Source organism: Tetragenococcus koreensis (assembly GCF_003795145.1).
GTDB classification, from domain to species: domain Bacteria; phylum Bacillota; class Bacilli; order Lactobacillales; family Enterococcaceae; genus Tetragenococcus; species Tetragenococcus koreensis.
This window is the reverse complement of the sequence record NZ_CP027786.1, coordinates 982,852-1,002,073: the sequence shown is the minus strand read 5'-3', so window position 1 is coordinate 1,002,073 and position 19,222 is coordinate 982,852. Positions and strand designations below refer to the sequence as shown.

The window sequence follows — 19,222 nt, the reverse complement described above, 5'->3', positions numbered from 1 at the left end:
CGATGCCATTTACTATTATTACATTAAAAAAAGTTCCTAACTCGCTTCGAGGAGATTTAACCAAGTGGATGCAAGAAATAGCGACGGGCGTTTATGTGGGAAACTTTAATACCAAAATACGAGAACAGCTGTGGGAGAGAGTAACCCAAAGTGCCTCAACTGGAGAAGCAACAATGAGTTACGTTTATCAAAATGAAATTGGATATCAATTTGAAACGTTAAATACTCAACGTCAAGTAGTTGATTATGATGGGGTTCCGCTTGTGATGTTGCCAGAAGTCAAAGATGAATCTAGTGGAGCTAATTATATCAAGGGGTATAGTGATGCGGCAAAATTTCGAAAAGCCAAAAAATATTCTAGTCAGCAATCCCGTCCCAATGAACCAAATCATAATTATGTAGTAGTTGACATTGAGACAGATGGTTTGAATTACGAAAAGAATCAAATTATTGAAATTGGAGCAGTTAAGGTTAAGAAGGGAGAGCTAATGAACTTCCACAGATTGATTAATTATGTGGGAAATTTACCAACAGAAATTACTGAATTAACTGGAATAACTCAAGAATTATTAAGGGATAGTGGGCAACCTTTGAAAGATTCTTTAATGGAATTTGTAGACTTTATAGAAGATTTTGATATTGTTGGTTACGGTATTGGTTTTGATCTTCGTTTTCTAAACAATTACTTAGAAGAATGCGAAATAAGAAAGATAACAAATAAATCTTATGATTTAATCCGTTATATTAAAAGAGAAAAAATGCTTCTCAAAGATTATAAATTAAAAACTGTCTTGCCAAGTTATGGATTTAATAATCATGTGTCTCATCGAGCTTTAGAGGATGCTAGAATAATTTACCATTTATCGACAAAAGTGAATAAATTTTTGAAAATGATGAACTAAAAACGGCGCTTTTATAGGAATCTTTTACTGTCTTTCCCGCACATGCGGGGGTGATCCTGTACTTTGTGTGCCCTCAGCGTAAGCTGTTTGGTCTTTCCCGCACATGCGGGGGTAACTTACTCAAGTTTTGTAGTACAGTCTTTCTCTTTATATTTCCCATTTAGGGTGTGGTTACAGAAACAATGTTGTAAGAAAGGTATAAATTATTTAACAAAAACTGATTCCTGTTAAGCTAATGACTAAGTTGGAAGGTTTGTTTGAATTGCTTATTGGAGTAGCTAACAGTAAGGTCATAGTAAGCATATTTCCAATGTCTATTAAAGTAGTAATTAACCCTGATAAAAGGGGAAGCTTTAGGGGACAGAAACAAAATTTAGCATCTGATTTTGCTGAAAAAGGTACAAAATTGGTATTTAATCCACCAAAAATTTAATATTTAATAAGGATAATTGATAAAAGTTACTTAAAGCGTATTTGTCTTGAAATAATCGTTTAAAATTTACCTGGATGATAGGCAAGGCGTTTTCTTTGATATAATTAGCAAAATATTTTCAATAGCTATTAACGCGAATTTTATAATAAACTTAGCCGCTTCTGAGCATTAAAAACCGTCATTGGGAAATTTCATGTATTATTGAAGACTCCACACTATCAATAAAGGATAAATTTACAATGACGAAATTTGAACATAGCACAAAACCACGCAAGGGAAAATACTTAAAACTACAATGTTCAAAAAGCTCCCACCGACGGAACAAGCGGATAAGCCATTGTATAATCAGTACTAAGGAATATTTTGAATGCAGTAACAAGTTGATTTACAAGACTGACTAACTTGTACTTGAAATTTGCATAGAGTTTTTAAAACGAAAAGATAACCATTTCAACCTTTTTATTATATTCGTTTACTTCTTTTTATTTCTCTGTTTAATAAACTCAATATAGCTAAGGATGTTTTCCATTTCATCTTCTGAGACATTATCTCCCATATGATTTGCTACTGTCTGGCTTTTACTTTCAGGAAGCTCGTATTCTTTATGCTCTCTTCCTAGCAGATAATCAGTAGAAACACCAAAAACATCAGCGATCTTTTCCAGCTCGTTAGTAGATACTTTCCTTGTGCCATTTTCAATCTTATTCATCGTTGATTTATCTAGATTAAGTTTTCTTCCTAGTTCAACTTGGGTCCAATTATTTGCTTCTCTTAAATTGATAATTCTTGATATTAAAACGTTATCGGGCATATTTATGCTCCTTTCGTTGCTAATTACGCAATTATAATAACACGGTAGCTCAAAAAGAAATAATAAGTTGCGATATTTAATAAAAAACTATTGACGTTTCTAAAAGGGAAATATATCCTTGAGTTAATAGTTGCAATAATAGAAACAGAAACAATCTATCAACCACTATAAATATTAAATTTGGCTTTAAATCAGTATTTTAATCTAAAAATAAAGTTTCTTAAAAAGAAATTTACGAGAAAATAAAAGACTTAAATAACCTTATTTTCTTAAAGCATGTTTATATTAAAATTGTGAAAAGCGCTAAGTAAACAAGTTAATTGAAAGGAAAACTCAAGAAAATATAAACAGATGGAAGAGAGGAATGGATAAAAAACTGTAAACATTGATGATCACAAAGTTGATGTAACTGTGTTAAAAGACGCAATTTATGGGCTATGCACTTTTTGTGATATACCTTGGATCAAATCAAATCAATTTGAGGATCTGTTTTTGCGGTGATTTTATTAGCTGAGCAACACTATGGTTGTGCCAATCGTTACTCAGAACAATTGAGAGAAATAAAGTAATAGAATGGAGGAGATAATGATGACTGAAGAAGAAAGAAGACAATTATTTAGTGCAGTTTACCAAAGTGGTTTTGAATTAGACCAATTGATTCAGTATTTAGACCTTTTCGTCCTTGAACAACTTTCTGGACTAGATGTTACGATGGAAGATATTAATGCTCTGCATGGATTAACGTCAGCATTCATAGCTTTATCAAAAAGTCATATTAAAGATATTACTACTTTTAATGATTTGTTAGACTGATAAGCATTAATAGTGAAAAGGTATTGGACAAAAATCTTATGAAAGACAAGACAAAAAATTTTAAATAACTCAAGAAGAAAAGACTTAATACTTTAGCAAAACTGACAGTATTAAGTCTTTAAATATTGGCAACTTATAGGCACATAGCGTAATTTCTATAAATGCATTCATAGATAATTTTATTTAACAAAATAATGGTTTCATTTATAAACCTCAACATTTTTGTTTGTTCGATAAAAATGATAAGAAAAAAGGGTAGGAAAAATTTTCTAAAGTCTTAGTTGCAGCATGATTACTTGATAATGGTCAATTAATAGCTGTGATTGAAACTTTTTCAAATTAAGAATAGCAAAAGTGCTATCTAGACAACTTTATAATAAGTTTTTTGTGGAAAATTGAATAGTTTTCTTTTGTAGACAGGCTATTCTCTAAGAAAAACGAGAAATCATGTCTGATATAAAGAAGGTGTTGATTGAAAGGTAGCATACATTTTATACTGAATTTGTATTAAAACGGACAGTTTTGCTAAAATATAATAAGGATTTAGCTCTACTGGTTAGATATTTAAGAATGAAAACACACGAAACAATAGAGAGGATGTTTTAAATGGAAACTTTTGAAACTGAACTAAAAATCGAAATAAAAACTTACAAGCATTACTAAAGGAAAACAGCTTGGATGCCTATGTGATAACGGATCCTGAAGATATCTGGTACTTTTCTAATATTGCATACAGTCCAGAACAAAGGCCGTTCTTTTTTATCGCTTTTCCAGATAAAAAACCGCTATTCATTGTTCCTAAACTGGAAGAATCTCACGTAGATGTTTCTTATCTAGATTATGACTTAGCTACTTATTTTGATGTGACTTCAAAACCTGGCGACAATTGGTATGATGTTTTGCAGGACTACCTGAAACCATTAGATAAGATTGGTATTGAACAAAATTCACCTCTATTTGTAACGAATTCAGTAGATGCTCATTGGGTCGTCGCAGATTATGTTAAAGAATTGCGTACAATCAAAAGTGATTATGAAGTCGCAAAAATTGAAGCAGTAGCTAAGCTAACTAGTTCTGTTGTAAGATCAACTTTAGATATGGTTAAAACAGGAACGACGGTCGGTGAAACTTTCCAAGTTCCTTTCAAATACCATCAAGAAGATTTGGATAAATTCAAGGAGTCACACGATCGGACACAAAACGCGGTTTGGCCAGCTGACTACAGTTATATGCCACACAGTGTCGTCAAGGCAGATTCTGTAATTGGAAAAGGAGCGAACGTTGACATTGCTATCTTCAAATTAGATGGTTATGCAGCTGAATGCGAACGTACCTTCTTTACTGAAGAACCTAGTGAAGAAGCAAAAGAATATTTCAACATAATGATGGAAGCTAGAAAAATAATGCTAGATATGTTACGTCCAGGCGTTAAAGCTAGCTCCATTGAAGAGAAAGTTATGGATTATTTGGAAAGTCGCGGTGTAGCAGATAAGGTTCTTCACCGTCCAGGACACGGTTTAGGCTTAAATAACCATGAAGACCCTACAATCTCTCGCGGAAATGATAATTTGTTAACTGAAAATATGGTCATTTCAGTAGAACCAGGTCTTTATGTGAAAGGATTGGGCGGTTTCCGTCACTCAGATTCAGTTTTAATCACTTCAGACGGGTATCGTATTCTAACAGAAGGGCCAACTGAATTAGAGGATTTAATTCTTGGCTAATTAGCAGGATCTCACTTGTTAGTAAAATAAGTTGTAATAAATAAATTAAACAAGCAAGATAATCTACTCTTTGAGTGAATTATCTTGCTTGTTTTTTCTGAAATGTTATTTCCTGTGTAAGTTGTGCTAATGCCTGACTTCAGCGTTGTCTCTCTTAAATTGGTAATGCGAGAGAGTTAAAATCACAACAGGCCTATTTGAGATTTCTTTTGTTTCTGATTAAGCAACTATTATAGCGAAACAGCTGAAAAAGAAATAAAAAGTTTCGTTTTACGATAATATTCTATTGACGTTTCTGAAAAAGAAATGTATGGTAAAGACATAAGTTGCGATAAGGTAAATATGTTTTCGTTTAGTTTATGATAACGAAACTTAGAATGGAGGAGATTGTGATGTCAGAAGAAGAAAAAGAATTATTTTTTGAAATTTATCAAAGTGGTTTATCACTGGATCAGTTGGTAAAATGTTTAGATATGTTTGTCTTTGATCATCTTCCGGGGAAAGATGTTTCAATGCAAGATATTAACGCTTTACACGGGCTAGTTGCAGCATTTGTAGCTTTATCAAAAACACATGTTGAAAATATCATTGCTTTAAACGAGAAGCATTGATTTATTAGATACAAATTGTCTGGAATAGTTTATAGGATAAAGTTTTTAAAAAGCCCACTAAAATGAATGCGATTTCAACCCTGAGGGATTCGTTCGGCATTACAGCATATAAATTCAGACTATATTCAACAGAAGAGCAAGAAATTTTCTTTGCCAAGTCTTTTGATTGTGTTCGTAAGTTTTATAATCTAATGCTTGGCGACCGAATGAATTCATACGAAGAAACTAAAAGTGAAACTTCAAAGAAATGATTTTTACAACGTCCGCTAAACATAAAAAGGAGTTTCCATTTCCGAAAGAGGTAGATAATCTTGCTTTAGCAAACGCACAACTCAATTTAGATAAAGCGTATAAAAATTCCTTTATTACAGTATAATGTTGGCTAGTATGGACGAGAAATAATCAAGGTTGATAAATGGTTTCCGTCTAGTCAAATCTGTTCAGACTGTGGACATCAAGACAGGAAGAAACCGCTGAGAGTAAAGATGTACACTTGTAAGTACGCTCTATTCCAAAGAAGCTCCTACTTCAAGCGTCAAGAACCGTTGGGTTTAGCTAAGTGGCGAGTAGTTCACCGGAAGCCCCAACTGAATTAAAAGATTTAATTCTTGGTTAATTAGCAGAGTTCCACTTGTTCGTAAAATAAATTATGATAAATAAACAATCAAGATAACTCACTCAGAGAGTGGTTTATCTTGATTGTTTTTATACTACAGTAATGATGTTGACAAGCTAATACAAAAAGCTTTGTTCGAATGGCAAACTCTCCAATTTTCAACAGTTGTTTCAAATGATATATTTATCCAATAAGCCAAAATTATCCTAGTAAATTTATAATTTTTGTAGGTGCGTTTTTTTGAACGTTTCTTCTTTTAAACCCATACCTAAGCCTCGATCTAACGAAATATGTGCGACCCAAATCACTAAGATTGCTGTAATTAAGGAAGAAGAGAACCAGATAAAATTTATGCTCAATAGCAATAGTGGAACGCTATAAGAGTGAAAAAAATTATAACCAATTCTTCCTATTTGTTCATTTACAAGATAAAAAAGAATCGATATGTCTGGTAAAAAGAACAAAATAACGAATAATAAAATAGAATGATCTGACTTAAAGTAAAAAATTATACAAAAAAGCAAAAGTAATAGATTTTCTAGGTAGATGATTTTTTTATTCATGAAGTTGCTCCGTTCCTTTTGTTTATGGCACTCTTTTATAATATCATGACACAAAATCAACCTACAAACCGTATATGATCTTTTGCAGCAGGAATTTCATTTGTTACTTTTTGCCATTTTGAGTTTTCGTATTTTTCGTATTGTCCAAAAACAAAAGGAAGTCCACGAGCATTTTCCGGGTTGGCAGCATCTGCTAAATGAAAATGTAGATGAGGCTCTGTAGAATTTCCAGTATGTCCAACATTTCCTATTCGTTGTCCTTTTTGAACTTTTTCTCCTACTTTAATTACGATAGAGTCAGATTGAAGATGACAGAATACTGCGTAGATCTTGTCTTCTTTTTTTATAACTACATAGTTACCAGCGACAGTTTCAAACCCATCTCTTTTAGGATCAAAGAAGAGTGAATTGCGGATTGCTGAAGTCTGGTCTTGAACCCAAGAAGCTTTCTCTCCATCTAGCATGTTATTTTCAACAGTAACGACTTCTCCTGAAAAAGGAGAGTAGACAGGTTTACCAAAACAATAATAACTTTCTAACGGAATGCCTTTTGTGAAATATCCAAAGTTGTTTTCATCGTGAGTGGGATGCTTTGGTTTTTCCCAGTCTACTTGAATAAAATCAAAGGCGTACCGTAGTCCAAAACGATTTGTTCCATGACTTGGTAGACGATCACCTGGACTAACTTCTGTGAACCATTCCCCACGTAGCGGTAATTCGATGGCAATTGCATTTGTATTCATTATGTTTACCTTCTTTCAGAGAGAACTTTTAGTAAAGACGTTATTTTAATAGTATCGTTGAAAGGCGACGATTATATATTAGCTTTTAGGATAAACGAACAAACCGGAACATTTTCCCGCAGTAAGTAGAGGAAAGCTAATTATTATGATATAAATAAAACAGAAGTTAATTCATATAATAATATGAGTCGAGTGAGAGCTTGTACAATTTTGAAAAAATTAAAGGGGAAAACTTAATGTTTGATAACCTACAAATAAAAAAGAGGAGTCAAAAAGAAGCGGACGAAATTGCGGACTATTGGAAATATCCAGCGCCTTACGATTTTTATGATATGACTGCTGATAAAGAAGATTATGATGAAATGATTGACCCATTAGCACGTGGAGATAAATTTTTTTCAATAACAAAAGACCAAGAACTTATTGGTTTTTTCTGTGTATTCCCAAAAGAACCCACGACAAATGAAATTGAATTAGGTCTTGGCATGAAACCGGAATTGACTGGAAAAGGACTGGGAGAAAGGTTTGTCAAAGTAATCATTGAATATTTAAAGGGAAATTATTCCGGCCAAGTGGTCTGGCTCTCTGTTGCTGACTTTAACCAACGGGCATTAAAAGTTTACGAACAAGTTGGTTTTAACTACGTAACTGAAAAACTGCAAAAAACGAACGGGGGAGAACATAACTTTATTGTAATGAATAATGTAAAATAAAAGTTGGACTTTTATCATAGGAAGTTAAAAGCCAGAAGCAAGGAAGAAATAATGTTCATGGAACTATGAATAAACCAGCTTGGCAAGATCGAGCCGTTTCCAAGGGTATTATTTACATAACTCATAAGCCAACCAGCTAAAGTAGAAAATACAATGATGGTAATGACCAAAAAGAAATTTAGTGAGGCAAACAAAATCACGCCATGTAATAGTCCAAATAGCAAAGCTTGAACAAAGCTACCTATGCCTAGCCCCCACAGATTGGAAAAGATTTTCAAGAAGAAGCCACGAAATAATAATTCTTCAGATAAGCCTGTCTGGATTATACTATAAATCAAAATACCCCCAATACTTTGCCATCCCTTAGTAGCAAACTGAGCATTGGCAATCATTGTTTTGTCATCAATAACAAAGAGTAAGAGCATTCCAGGAAGAAGTAGTATTGCAAAAGTCAGCGCTGAAAAAATAATGGACTTAGACTTATTGTGGAATACTGGTTTTTTTAACCCGATCCATTGGAAAAAATTTTCTTGGTTTTTGAATTTTAATGCCCAGTACAAGAAAGGGATAACAGCGAAAATGACTAGTTGAACCAATGCATCTATGACTGACTGAATAAACAAGTTGACCACACTCCCTTTTTGTAAGCGTTATACAAAGTATAGCAGAAATGATAAAATAATTGAAATGAACGCTATCTTTGATAGATAATGCAAGGTTACTGAGCAAAGACAAAGGATAAGAGGTTGATCGACTCTTGATCTGATAAATTGAAAATTATGCTCTTGCATTTCAGACAAAACTTTTCAAATTCTTTCTCCATAATTGGATTCTTGGATAAGCTTTTTCTAAACTATTCTTCATGATTCCGTTTTCGAATAAAAGAATGGTGAGCTTTACTCCGTTACTTGCATTTATTTGTCGACCAGGAAGACCTAGTACAATTTACGCTTAGCTATTAAATAAACGTGGAGTGAGTAGGGATGACAGTTAGACCAGAATTTACGGCTAAAATGAGCAGCAAAACTTTTCTTGATTATTACTGGTATAAAGAAGAATTGGTAGATATTTGCAGAAAAAATTGTTTGCCAACGTATGGAACGAAAGCAGAGTTAACGAAGTATATTGTAAGTCTTCTTGAAGGAGAGCCGGCAGAGTCTCTTAAGCCAAGGAGAAGAAGAGAAAGATCCAAACAAAAAATAAAGGCTGAAGACATGAAAGAAGATACTAAACTACTTGAGAATGGTTTTTCGTTCAATAATGAAGCTCGGAAGTTCTTTTCGAATTATTTTCAAGTAAAAAATTTTTCTTTCAAAAAAGCAATGGCAATTAAGCTAAGAGAGGTGGAAAGAACGAAGGACTATGACGCAACTATTAAGGGTATAATTAATGCTTATTTAGAATCACAAAATAAGGAAAACGTCATTGATAATGAAGAAGAGAGAACTTATCAATGGAATAATTTTGTTAGAGATTTTTGTGATGACCCTAGTTCTAATGAATATACAAATAAAATGAAAGTCGCTTCTATTATTTGAAGAAAAGTAAGGCAGGAAAAAGGAACTAAATCTTATAGTCCGACATTAATAAAAAAATATTCTGATGATATCAAAAAGTATAAACAGGAGTGAAAAAAGGTAATTTTTTATTATTGTGCATCATAAGTACAGTATGATTAAATAGTCTACTAATAAACAACCAGAATTTTTTGTAGTATAGTATGCAACAATTGCATTTTATACTACGCTATTTTTTGATAAGGTTAAGTAAGTATGTTGAAAGAGGTGAAGCGTAGTGTTAACAAAAAGAGTAAAAAATATCTTTATAGAACATAATGGGATTCTTACTTTAGATCAGGCAGTAGAAAATGGGTTAACGAAGGAATCGATAAGAAAGGCCCATTTACGTGGCGATCTCATCAAACTTGAGGGTGGCATTTACCTCTTAGATAATTCTTACTCTGATGAACTATATACAACCCAGTTACGGTTTTCTAAAGGCGTATATTCTCATGAAACTGCAGTAATGCTTCATTCTTTAAGTACTTACTCTCCCTTTGTTTATCACTTAACATTTCCGAGAGGTTATCATTTGACCAATCCAGAAAAAAATTACATCTACTCTCATCATATGTCGGCGGATAAATTCAATATAGGCATTGTAAAAATGGATAGTTGGCACGGGAATTCTATTTTTGTTACAGATTTAGAACGTACGGTTATTGATATGATGAACAATGGGAAAGCTTTTCCTGGAATTGTTGATGAGATGATTAATAACTATTTTTGGACCGAAGATAAAAATATCGATAAATTAAAAAAATATGCTAACGCATTTGGTGTTCAAAAGGAAGTGGAAGCGAAGGTGATAAATCTTGTTAAGTGAACAAAAGATGAAAAACTTAATTGATAAAAAAGCTAGAGAAACTGATTTACCTAAACAACAATTATATGGACTGTACGCGTTAGAACAACTGCTAGTGAAATTAAATGATTCTTCCTATAAAGATAAATTGATCCTAAAAGGCGGTTATCTTCTTGCTACAGTATATGGACTAAATAATCGGGTAACTCGTGACTTAAATACAGCAGTGAGAAATATCTATTTGACCGAAGCAATGCTTATCAATATTGCTGACTTTGTTTCAACCACCGACAAAAATGGTGAGGTCCATTTTGAATTGAGAGGAATAAGAAAAACTAGGGAAGAGTTCGATTATAATGGATATGAACTGAAATTGTTATTTAAAAACGGTCGAACTAAATTTCCTTTTTATTTACAAACTTCAAGATGTTAGAAAAAAATTTCGTTCCAAGCTTTTCAGCTTACAACGCTTTAAAAGGGGCAGAAATTGTAGCAGAAGCTGCTAAAGAAGGAAGTTTACAATTGGATATTGCACAAGCTGGCTTAAAAAGATTTGAACGTGTAGTTAATGAAGGGCATGGGGACAAAGATATGGCAGCGTCATATCTTGTGACAGAGGGAAAAAATCTCTTTTAATAAAATAAAAAAGTAACTACTGAATGGATTTCGTAGTTACTTTTTTTCTTTCAATGAAGACGGATTTTGATAGTTAATCATTACCATATGTCTAATTATTGCACAATTGCTTGTTTTTTGGTCACACCAATATCATAATTAATCTGACCTTTAAGTTTGCACCAAGTAATTCAGATAAACGAATTGATTGTAAAAGGCTCCTTACTTTTGATTCGGTTTTGTGATTAAAAGACTCCATAAGCTTACAATCGCACCACAGCTCGCTAAAATGGTAATAGGAATGCCTCTAAAGCTAAATAGTCCTATTGGAACAAGGGCTAGAAAACCCAAAAGAAATATAATTTGATAATAAAAAGAAAACATCCGGCTAAATCGATTGTTAAAAAATGACAATAGTATAGGTGGTAAGAAAAAAATAATTATCATTATTACGCTGGCTTTGATTACATTAGGTTCATTTATAGATATTGTGTTTGTGTCTTTTTGAAAATTTGCTACGAATAGTAAAGTTGCTATAGATAATATTAGTAAAACTCCAAGTAAGACTAATCTTTTCATATTTTTTCATCACCTTGTATTTTTAAATTTGACTGACAGATTGCATTGACTTTACCTTGATAAATACAAATTAACTGAGAAATTTGCTTAATATCTTGTGGAGTTGTCAATTCTAGCGGTTTATGAAAGAGGGCAATACTTGCTTCGGAAAGAACGTAAGCCACAAATTGTGAACAAAAAAAGGCGTTGTTTCTCGAAATGGATTTGCCAAGGATGACTCCAAATAAACCTAAGAAATTATATTTATAATAATGTTCTTTGCTAGTAAAATTGTTTAGTACTTTTTGTATTTTTTTACTTTGAAGGAAAGAAATTTTACATGTATAAATAATACAGTTCGCCTTTTGAAATATTCGATCTTGTAAGTCTTTTTGTACGAAGCCAGCAAGAAAAGGATTATTAAAATTTTTTCTTCCGAAACTGTAAACCATGGCAAAATCAGGATCTAAAGCAATAGAAACATGGTTGTATTCTGATTTTGTATATATACCTATTACTTTAGATAACGGCGTTTTAGTACTTGTAAATATCAAATAAATATTTTCTTTGCTCATAAGAAACATTCCTTATATTATTTTTAATTTAAAAAACATCTTTCTGGTCAATACTACTAATGGAAAGATAAGTAATTACCAGTCCAATCGTGGTAAGAGTTATAGGAACAACTATAAAAGAACCGACTGATATGCTTTCATTGCTTATACCTAGAAGGATTGCTATGATAACAGAAGCTACAATTGTTGTTCTAACAGACATTTGTTTCATTCCAAAGGATAACGCAACTAAGCTCACACCACTTGCAGAAAAATCATACAGGATCGTATTTTTGAAATGTTCAAAAATCATTGATAGGGTGATGTTCTCGTTAATGAAATGCAAGTAATTCGTTAATATACTCAAAGTAGCAAGCGCTAATATTTTTGTGATGACAATTGATAAAAAAGTGAAACTTATAATAATCAAAAGTTTTGCAATGAGAATTTTTTTTCGTTCTATTGGATAAGTAAACATTAGTGTTATTGTTTTGTTATTATATTCTTCAATAATAAGTTTTGAGATGAGCACCCCCGAAAATATAATGAAAACCATTCTAGTAATACTATCAGTGATAAAAAGAAATTCTTCACTTCCTGTAGGGATCAAATCTCGGTCAAAATAGAGCATAACGAATAAAAACCCAGTAATTACTATACTTGCTACTAATGCTCTTTGAATATAAAAAGTAAAATTAGTTTTTTTCATTTCTAATCGAATCAATTTCAGCATTATTTTTCGCCTCCAATTGCTTTTAAAAAATATTCTTCTAGTGTGTTGTTCATCGTATTTATTGATTTAATAGAAACATCATTAGAAAGTAATTCTTTATATATAGTGTCTTGGGGGATTTCGGTTTGATAAATTCGAATTTTATTTTCTCCAACAATTTTAAAATTAGAAATTTTCAATTCAGAGTCAATATGATAAACGGCCTTTTTTAGATTGTTTGTTTCAATTTCAATATATTCTGCGCTGCTTTCTCGTATAGTATCCATTGAAACTTCTTCAACTAAATTTCCGTTACTCATAACACCAATGGTATCAGCTACACGTTCTATTTCGGCTAATATATGGCTAGATATTAAGATAGTCATCCCATACTCTTTGTTTAACATTTCAATTAAATTTCTAATTTCAATAATTCCGATAGGATCCAAGCCGTTAACTGGTTCATCTAAAATCAATAATTCAGGTTTGGTGATAATTGCTCTAGCGATGCCTAAACGTTGTTTCATTCCTAATGAGAAATTTTTAACAATTTTATTGTCTATATTTTTTAGCTTTACTAAATCTAATGCAATTTCAATATCTTCTTTATTATGGTATCCCATGTATTCACAGTGCAGCTCTAAATTCTTTTTAGCCGTAAGATTTTCATAAAAGATAGGATATTCAATAATCGCGCTGATTCTTTTAAATATTTCAAATGTGCCATTTGATAAAGTAATGTTAAATATTTCAATCACTCCTTCAGTTGGCTTCAACAGATTCATAAGTAATTTCATTAACGTACTTTTTCCTGCTCCGTTTGGCCCAAGTAACCCATAAATTTCTCCTTTTTTAATATACATATTAATATTATTGAGTATGACTTCTTCATTAAATGATTTTCCTAAGTCGTAGGTTTGCAGAATATATTTCACATTAATCACTCCATTTTGTTAGTTTGGAATTCCTTATAAAAGATACTATCAATAAAAGTGAGCTTTTTTCTTACTCAAATCTTACAAATTTCATAAGTTAAAAAAGCTATTATAACTTGCTTATATATTTCAAGTTAAGCAAGTATAATAGCTAAGCAGTCAATTTTTTTAGTTGAATAGTAAAAGTAGTTTTATCGTAAGGCTCACTTGTTAGTTGTATTTTTCCATCAATACTTTCCACCAATCTTTTGGTAATCGTAAGACCAAGACCGCTTCCTTGGTACATTTTATTTCTTGAGTCTTCTAGAGTATATAGTCTTTCAAATATTTTTTCTTGTTCTTTTTCTTGGATTCCTTTACCTTTATCCCAGATCTCTATGTAGATAAACTGATCATCAGTAGTCAAATTTAAGCCGATTATATTCCCCTCGCTGCCATACTTGATAGCGTTTGAAATTAGGTTATTTAATATCCTTGTTAAAATTTCCTCGTTTCCTATGGCGTAAAGGTTTTTATTAGGGATGTTGATTGAAATTTCTAACTCATTATCGGTCAATATTTCATAAAAACCTAGCATGCATTTTTTACAAACCTCATTTAGATTGACCTTCTCAAGAGAGGCCTGTTTATCGCCAGATTCAATTTTAGTTAGATCAAAAAACTTGGTAATTAACGTTTGTAATTCTTCAGCTTTTTCGTAAGCCTTGCTAATCTTTCTTTCCTCGTCAATAGGGATGGCTTTATTAAGAGCAACCATTTCTAAATATCCAGTAATAACCGTTAGTGGTGTTTTTAAATCATGGGAAATATTTGAAATCATTTTTTTAGTTGATTCTTGATTCGTTATATAATCAGCAAGTATCTTTTGATTTGCATTCAATAAGCCATTTATACTTGTTAGCAAAGAAATCAATTGTTTATCGTCTGTGAAAACAAGTAAATTTTCTCTTGTATTATTTGTGATAATTGTTGTTAATTTTTGCTGTATATAGCTCAATTGTCGATTTCTATTTATTTTAGCCTTATATTGATAGAAGATTATTCCAGCTAAAATTAAAATAATCGTAAGTAGGAAATAAACCATTACGAAAACACATCCTTTAGAATTCATAGTAAATTACTCAAGTTTCGCACATGTAAAATGATATTAAACAACGGTCTTATCAACTCTTAGGTCGAAAAAAGTCCTGATATTGACTGCCTACCTTTTTATACAAAAAGAACTCCTTTTGTTTTATAATTGATTTAACCACAAACCAAAAACAAAGGAGTTCTTGCCTTTATGGTACACTTAAAAGCTATTAAAAATCAATTACCGAATGAAATAAAAGCCCTTTTTTCTGAATTAAAAGTCACGCAATTTTTAAAACAAGCCCATATGGAAAAGCAAAAAGGGTATTCGGTGGCTATTCTATTCACTTTTCTCTTTAGCCTCGTCTTTAAAGGAAAATCCTTAAACCAAGTTCTCAGTGGGCGGGAAAGCGACCAATACATGAAAAAAGATACCGTGTATCGATGGATGAACAATCCCCATAACAACTGGCGTCTGTTTTTACTTCGGTTTAGTGCGTCTGTCATCGAAAAGCTCCATTCTTTAACGGATACGAAAACCCATATTCGGACGTTGATCTTGGATGATTCGACGTTTTATCGTAATCGAAGCCAAGAGGTACCAGGCTTAGCTCGTCTTTGGGATCATGCGCTCAAACAAGGATACAAAGGGTATCGTATGCTTACTTTAGGGTTCTCCGATGGCTATTCTTTCATTCCGATTGATTTCGGGTTACTATCCGGTAAGAAAAAAGTGAACCAAACAATAGCAGAAAAAGATCAACGAACCGTAGGAGCCAAACGATTCAACGAATCAAGTCGTAAAATGCCCGAAGTGGCACTTGAGATGGTTCAACGCGCCTTGAACCAAGGGATTTACGCCACCCATGTGTTGATGGATAAATGGTTTACTTCCCCTAAAATGATAGACCAATTACACGATATGGGGATTCACACCATTGGGATGGTGAAAAATGGAAAAACCAAATACCTTTTTCATCAACGTTTATACAAGCTGGAAGAACTTTATGCCAAATCTACGAAAGAATATACACAAGAAGCGATTATTTCCTCGATTGTGGTGAAACCAAGCTCCGGCAAAAATCCCGTGAAAATCGTTTTTGTCAAAAATCACAATAAGAAAAGTGCTTGGTTGGCGATTATGACCGATGATCTGGATTTATCTTCCCAAGAAATGGTCAAAACATACTCGGCGAGATGGGACATCGAGACATTTTTTAAGGCATCGAAATCATTGCTTCATCTGACTAAAGAAACACAAACGCGACATTATCAAGCCTTAATTTGTCACACCACCATTGTGTTCACACGGTATATTTTATTAAGCTGGCAGCAGCGCTGTGCCAATGATGAGCGGACCTTAGGTGGCTTATTTTATGAACTGGGCGATCAAATAAAAGAACTCGATTGGTCCGCTGCTCTTATCGAATTAGTACATATTATTCAAGCGGTAAGTGAAGAATCAGGAAGCCAATTACAAGATTTTATTACAAGTCAACTCCAACACTGGGTGGATACTCTGCCCCGTTATATCAAGGCTTATCTCCCAGATTTGGTGTGCGAAACTTGAGTAAATTAATCATTTAATTTATAACCGATACCCCAAATTGTTTTGATATAAGTAAATTCTGTTGTATTACCGTTCAATTTATCTCGGAGCCTGCTTATATGAGTGTTAATTACGTTTTCGTCGCCATAGTAGTCTTCGTTCCAAACGCTATTATATATTTGTGCTTTGGTAAAAACGCTCTTTGGATTGTTTAAAAATAGTTTTAAAATTTCAAATTCTTTAGAAGTTAAATTTAAAAGTTTACCATCTTTTTCTACTAGATAATTTTCTATATCAATAGTTAAGTCTTTATATTGAACTTTACTCTTTTCTTTTCGCTCATCTAAATAGCTGGTAGCCCTTCTAATCGCAGCTTTTACTCGCGCAGAAAGTTCAATCATGGAAAAGGGTTTAGTGATGTAATCATCTGCGCCTAATTCTAAACCTAAAACTTTTTCAACATCAGTGTCCTTAGCAGATACTATTAGTACTGGAATGGTATGACCAAAACGAATTTTTTTCAATACTTCAATACCATCTAGCTTAGGCATCATAATATCAAGAATAACCAAATCGAAGGGATGTTTTTGAAAAGAATGCAAACCTTCTTGGCCTTCAAAGGTGGAAGTGACTTTATATCCTTCTTTTTCAAGATACTCTTTCATCATTTCATTTACGGAAATATCATCTTCAACAATTAAAACTTTATGATTCATATTCATCCCTCACAAATTAAGTACAAGTTTTATAGACATTTATTTCTTTTAGTATGCCTTAAATAGAGGACTCTGTCTAATATGCAAGGAGATTTAAAAGAATGTTAGGGGAATAAAAAAAGAAGTAACGACTTATAACGAATCGTTACTTCTTTAAATATTGCTAAGAACTTTAATTATCCATAGTTTCTATTTTACCCAGTTCAGTCAGATGTTGTACGGTAGATGGATCATAATGATCCATAAATAAAGGCTGATGGGTATCTAATTGAGCGATTTCTGCCATTTCTTCGTCGTTAAGTTTAAAGTCAAAAATAGTTAAGTTTTCAATCATCCTTTCTTTATGAACGGTCTTTGGAATCACTACAACGCCCAATTGTGTAAGGTAGCGGAGAGTGACTTGTGCAGCAGTTTTTTGATATTTGGCTCCGATGGTCGTTAATACATCGTGGGTGAACAAATTATTTTTACCTTCAGCTAAAGGGCTCCATGCTTCAGCTACAGTGTTGTAGTTTTCCATAATTTTTCTAAGTTCATTTTGTTGATAAAAGGGGTGTAGCTCTACTTGATTAATGGCAGGGGGAACATCCGTAAATTCTGCTAAGTCGATGAAACGATCGCCATAAAAATTACTTACTCCAATAGCTCGAATTTTCCCTTGGTGGTAAAACTCCCCCATTGCTTGATAGGTTCCGTAATAGTCGTTGAGTGGTTGATGGATTAAGAGTAGATCAAGATAGTCCGTTTGTAAATCTGCTAGTGACCGTTCAATTGATTGTTTTGCTTTTTTGTAACCGGCATTGGAGATCCAAATTTTAGTGGTCAGAAAAATTTTCTCTCGAGGAACAGAACTTTTGGCAATCGCTTGTCCAACCGCTGTTTCGTTTAAATAAGCTTGTGCTGTATCAATAGAACGATAACCAACCTCCAAAGCGTTTAGTACGCATGATTCGCAGATCTCTTTTTCGATTTGATAGACTCCATAACCTAAGATAGGCATTTTCACACCATTATTCAAAGTCACATATTCCATGTTTATTTCCTCCTTGTCTTCTTTTAAAAAAGTTTTACAAGATGAGTGTAATGCTTTAGAGTTACTCTAAAGCAAGCGTTATAAGCAATTTATTTAAGCAATTATTTTAAAAGGAGGTTTACTATGAATTATTCAGTGCAAGAAGTTGCTGATTTATTGAATATGAACGTGCACACGATTCGTTATTACACTGATCAAGGATTGATCCCTCACTTAAAAAGGGACGTTCATGGATATCGACAATTCAATGAAGAGGCTATTAACTGGTTAATCATTATCTACTATTTGCGGCAGTGTGAAATGACGATTAGACAAATTCGTACGTATATAAATTTGTGTGTTCAAGGCAACCAGACCATTGATGAACGATATCAAATCATTGTAAATTTGCGGGAAAAAACAGAACAGCAGTTGAGAGACACTAAAACACGTCTGGAGTTTTTAAATGAAAAATTGACACAGTTTGATTTAATTTTTCAAGGCGAAGTCACTGATGAGCTGAATCCGATTAATTGGACAAACAAAAAAGACCAATTTATAAGTGAGCAGCATGATAGAAAATAAAGTCAAAAATTGCCATAAAAATAAGAAGCAATTACCTAAATGAAGTAATTGCTTCTCTTTGTGAAGTAGTGATTGATTACCAAACATTTAATGCTTCGGCAATTTTCCGGTCTTGTTTATAAGTGACACCAATATTTTCATTAACATAACCATTACGTTTACACCAAATTGTCTGTAAAAGTATTGGTAAGGTTTCTCGGTCTACTTGTGATAATTGTATTGGACGCAAAGGAATATATAATTCGCAATTATCTGTCGCTTGAAAGTAACTTTCTTCTTTTTCCCGCCAAAGGAAGTAGCCTTTGTCTTGGGCAATCAATATTTTCACACCTTTATTGGTTTTGACTTTTGTATATGTGCCATTGACAGATCCCATAAATAACTAATAGAGCAATCGTTAATATGTTCTGTTGTAGGTATAATCCAAATTTAAAGTAGTTATTAATCTCTGGATAAAAGGAAATTCGAGGGACCATATAAAATGAATATCCTAAAGAAATCAAAGGCAATAGTAAACCTAACCACCATTTTTTTCTCGTAGATAACCATATCTGAATGCCTATACCTCCGATGACTGTAATAAAAATAGTGGCTAATTCGGTCATTGTTAAAGACATCATTT

The 19,222-nt window shown here is 32.8% G+C and carries 25 protein-coding genes and 2 pseudogenes; 14 read left to right on the top strand and 13 right to left on the bottom strand.

Annotation, left to right across the window (positions count from 1 at the left end; genetic code table 11):
• Positions 1 to 2 precede the first annotated feature (2 nt).
• Entirely contained in the window at positions 3 to 902 is a 900-nt protein-coding gene (gene cas2e / locus C7K43_RS04685; protein WP_124005802.1) for a type I-E CRISPR-associated endoribonuclease Cas2e, read from the top strand.
• Positions 903 to 1,807: 905 nt separating this feature from the next.
• On the opposite strand, the gene C7K43_RS04680 is transcribed toward cas2e, so the two are convergent.
• Positions 1,808 to 2,146, bottom strand: a complete 339-nt coding sequence (locus tag C7K43_RS04680) for a helix-turn-helix domain-containing protein (RefSeq protein ID WP_124005801.1) — start codon at positions 2,144 to 2,146, stop codon at positions 1,808 to 1,810.
• Positions 2,147 to 2,731: 585 nt separating this feature from the next.
• Here C7K43_RS04680 and C7K43_RS04675 point away from each other — a divergent pair.
• The 6 genes and pseudogenes from C7K43_RS04675 (at position 2,732) to C7K43_RS13385 (ending at position 5,890) form a co-directional block, all read left to right on the top strand.
• The gene (locus C7K43_RS04675) at positions 2,732 to 2,959 is read left to right on the top strand and encodes a hypothetical protein (RefSeq protein WP_124005800.1); all 228 of its coding nucleotides are present in this window, start codon (positions 2,732 to 2,734) and stop codon (positions 2,957 to 2,959) included.
• Positions 2,960 to 3,606: 647 nt separating this feature from the next.
• Positions 3,607 to 3,909, top strand: a pseudogene (locus tag C7K43_RS13580) (aminopeptidase P family N-terminal domain-containing protein); the annotation flags it as partial.
• A 60-nt stretch (positions 3,910 to 3,969) separates the two neighbouring features.
• Entirely contained in the window at positions 3,970 to 4,683 is a 714-nt protein-coding gene (locus C7K43_RS04670) for a M24 family metallopeptidase (protein ID WP_264371090.1), read from the top strand.
• Between the two features lie 392 nt (positions 4,684 to 5,075).
• The gene (locus C7K43_RS04665) at positions 5,076 to 5,294 is read left to right on the top strand and encodes a hypothetical protein (RefSeq protein WP_124005798.1); all 219 of its coding nucleotides are present in this window, start codon (positions 5,076 to 5,078) and stop codon (positions 5,292 to 5,294) included.
• A 62-nt stretch (positions 5,295 to 5,356) separates the two neighbouring features.
• A pseudogene (locus tag C7K43_RS04660) lies at positions 5,357 to 5,658 on the top strand (helix-turn-helix domain-containing protein); the annotation flags it as partial.
• Positions 5,659 to 5,692: 34 nt separating this feature from the next.
• Positions 5,693 to 5,890 carry a transposase gene (locus C7K43_RS13385; protein WP_226996763.1) on the top strand — a complete coding sequence of 66 codons (198 nt, stop codon included), beginning with the start codon at positions 5,693 to 5,695 and terminating at the stop codon, positions 5,888 to 5,890.
• 235 nt (positions 5,891 to 6,125) lie between these two features.
• Here the strand turns inward: C7K43_RS13385 and C7K43_RS13740 are convergent, their stop codons facing one another.
• Together C7K43_RS13740 and C7K43_RS04645 are read right to left on the bottom strand one after the other, a co-directional pair.
• Positions 6,126 to 6,473, bottom strand: coding sequence for a DUF4260 family protein (locus tag C7K43_RS13740; RefSeq protein WP_124005797.1), 348 nt, complete (start codon positions 6,471 to 6,473; stop codon positions 6,126 to 6,128).
• A 56-nt stretch (positions 6,474 to 6,529) separates the two neighbouring features.
• On the bottom strand, positions 6,530 to 7,216 hold the full coding sequence (locus C7K43_RS04645; protein ID WP_124005796.1) for a M23 family metallopeptidase: 687 nt from the start codon (positions 7,214 to 7,216) through the stop codon (positions 6,530 to 6,532).
• 236 nt (positions 7,217 to 7,452) lie between these two features.
• Here C7K43_RS04645 and C7K43_RS04640 point away from each other — a divergent pair, with 236 nt between their 5' ends.
• Positions 7,453 to 7,929, top strand: coding sequence for a GNAT family N-acetyltransferase (locus C7K43_RS04640; RefSeq protein WP_124005795.1), 477 nt, complete (start codon positions 7,453 to 7,455; stop codon positions 7,927 to 7,929).
• Positions 7,930 to 7,943: 14 nt separating this feature from the next.
• Here the strand turns inward: C7K43_RS04640 and C7K43_RS04635 are convergent, their stop codons facing one another.
• Entirely contained in the window at positions 7,944 to 8,552 is a 609-nt protein-coding gene (locus tag C7K43_RS04635) for a CPBP family intramembrane glutamic endopeptidase (RefSeq protein WP_124005794.1), read from the bottom strand.
• Positions 8,553 to 8,912: 360 nt separating this feature from the next.
• On the opposite strand from C7K43_RS04635, the gene C7K43_RS04630 reads away from it, so the two are divergent.
• The 4 genes from C7K43_RS04630 (at position 8,913) to C7K43_RS04615 (ending at position 10,929) form a co-directional block, all read left to right on the top strand.
• Complete coding sequence (locus tag C7K43_RS04630) at positions 8,913 to 9,467, top strand: SAP domain-containing protein (protein ID WP_226996737.1); 555 nt, start codon at positions 8,913 to 8,915, stop codon at positions 9,465 to 9,467.
• A 256-nt stretch (positions 9,468 to 9,723) separates the two neighbouring features.
• Positions 9,724 to 10,314 (top strand): type IV toxin-antitoxin system AbiEi family antitoxin domain-containing protein, encoded by a 591-nt coding sequence (locus C7K43_RS04625; protein ID WP_124005793.1) that lies wholly within the window; start codon positions 9,724 to 9,726, stop codon positions 10,312 to 10,314.
• A gap of 7 nt (positions 10,315 to 10,321) precedes the next feature.
• Positions 10,322 to 10,726: a nucleotidyl transferase AbiEii/AbiGii toxin family protein gene (locus C7K43_RS04620; RefSeq protein WP_124005792.1), complete on the top strand. Its 405-nt coding sequence runs from the start codon at positions 10,322 to 10,324 to the stop codon at positions 10,724 to 10,726.
• Positions 10,720 to 10,929, top strand: coding sequence for an NAD(P)-dependent oxidoreductase (locus C7K43_RS04615; protein WP_124005791.1), 210 nt, complete (start codon positions 10,720 to 10,722; stop codon positions 10,927 to 10,929). Before C7K43_RS04620 ends, C7K43_RS04615 begins: the two co-directional genes overlap by 7 nt.
• A gap of 201 nt (positions 10,930 to 11,130) precedes the next feature.
• Here the strand turns inward: C7K43_RS04615 and C7K43_RS04610 are convergent, their stop codons facing one another.
• From C7K43_RS04610 to C7K43_RS04590, 5 genes are all read right to left on the bottom strand, one after another.
• Positions 11,131 to 11,487, bottom strand: coding sequence for a hypothetical protein (locus C7K43_RS04610; RefSeq protein WP_124005790.1), 357 nt, complete (start codon positions 11,485 to 11,487; stop codon positions 11,131 to 11,133).
• Complete coding sequence (locus C7K43_RS04605) at positions 11,484 to 12,041, bottom strand: hypothetical protein (protein ID WP_124005789.1); 558 nt, start codon at positions 12,039 to 12,041, stop codon at positions 11,484 to 11,486. Before C7K43_RS04605 ends, C7K43_RS04610 begins: the two co-directional genes overlap by 4 nt.
• 28 nt (positions 12,042 to 12,069) lie before the next feature.
• On the bottom strand, positions 12,070 to 12,753 hold the full coding sequence (locus C7K43_RS04600) for an ABC transporter permease (protein ID WP_124005788.1): 684 nt from the start codon (positions 12,751 to 12,753) through the stop codon (positions 12,070 to 12,072).
• On the bottom strand, positions 12,753 to 13,667 hold the full coding sequence (locus C7K43_RS04595; protein ID WP_222591144.1) for an ATP-binding cassette domain-containing protein: 915 nt from the start codon (positions 13,665 to 13,667) through the stop codon (positions 12,753 to 12,755). Before C7K43_RS04595 ends, C7K43_RS04600 begins: the two co-directional genes overlap by 1 nt.
• Before the next feature lie 151 nt (positions 13,668 to 13,818).
• The gene (locus C7K43_RS04590) at positions 13,819 to 14,778 is read right to left on the bottom strand and encodes a sensor histidine kinase (RefSeq protein WP_226996735.1); all 960 of its coding nucleotides are present in this window, start codon (positions 14,776 to 14,778) and stop codon (positions 13,819 to 13,821) included.
• A gap of 171 nt (positions 14,779 to 14,949) precedes the next feature.
• Between C7K43_RS04590 and C7K43_RS04585 the strand changes: the two genes are divergently transcribed.
• Positions 14,950 to 16,308: an IS4 family transposase gene (locus C7K43_RS04585; protein ID WP_094243264.1), complete on the top strand. Its 1,359-nt coding sequence runs from the start codon at positions 14,950 to 14,952 to the stop codon at positions 16,306 to 16,308.
• A gap of 5 nt (positions 16,309 to 16,313) precedes the next feature.
• On the opposite strand, the gene C7K43_RS04580 is transcribed toward C7K43_RS04585, so the two are convergent.
• Positions 16,314 to 17,003 carry a response regulator transcription factor gene (locus C7K43_RS04580; protein WP_124005787.1) on the bottom strand — a complete coding sequence of 230 codons (690 nt, stop codon included), beginning with the start codon at positions 17,001 to 17,003 and terminating at the stop codon, positions 16,314 to 16,316.
• A 172-nt stretch (positions 17,004 to 17,175) separates the two neighbouring features.
• Complete coding sequence (locus tag C7K43_RS04575) at positions 17,176 to 18,036, bottom strand: aldo/keto reductase (RefSeq protein WP_124005786.1); 861 nt, start codon at positions 18,034 to 18,036, stop codon at positions 17,176 to 17,178.
• Positions 18,037 to 18,159: 123 nt separating this feature from the next.
• On the opposite strand from C7K43_RS04575, the gene C7K43_RS04570 reads away from it, so the two are divergent.
• Positions 18,160 to 18,600 carry a MerR family transcriptional regulator gene (locus C7K43_RS04570; protein WP_124005785.1) on the top strand — a complete coding sequence of 147 codons (441 nt, stop codon included), beginning with the start codon at positions 18,160 to 18,162 and terminating at the stop codon, positions 18,598 to 18,600.
• A 76-nt stretch (positions 18,601 to 18,676) separates the two neighbouring features.
• On the opposite strand, the gene C7K43_RS04565 is transcribed toward C7K43_RS04570, so the two are convergent.
• Complete coding sequence (locus C7K43_RS04565) at positions 18,677 to 18,919, bottom strand: hypothetical protein (protein ID WP_124005784.1); 243 nt, start codon at positions 18,917 to 18,919, stop codon at positions 18,677 to 18,679.
• Positions 18,920 to 18,932: 13 nt separating this feature from the next.
• Positions 18,933 to 19,220, bottom strand: a complete 288-nt coding sequence (locus C7K43_RS04560; RefSeq protein WP_124005783.1) for a hypothetical protein — start codon at positions 19,218 to 19,220, stop codon at positions 18,933 to 18,935.
• Positions 19,221 to 19,222 lie beyond the last annotated feature (2 nt).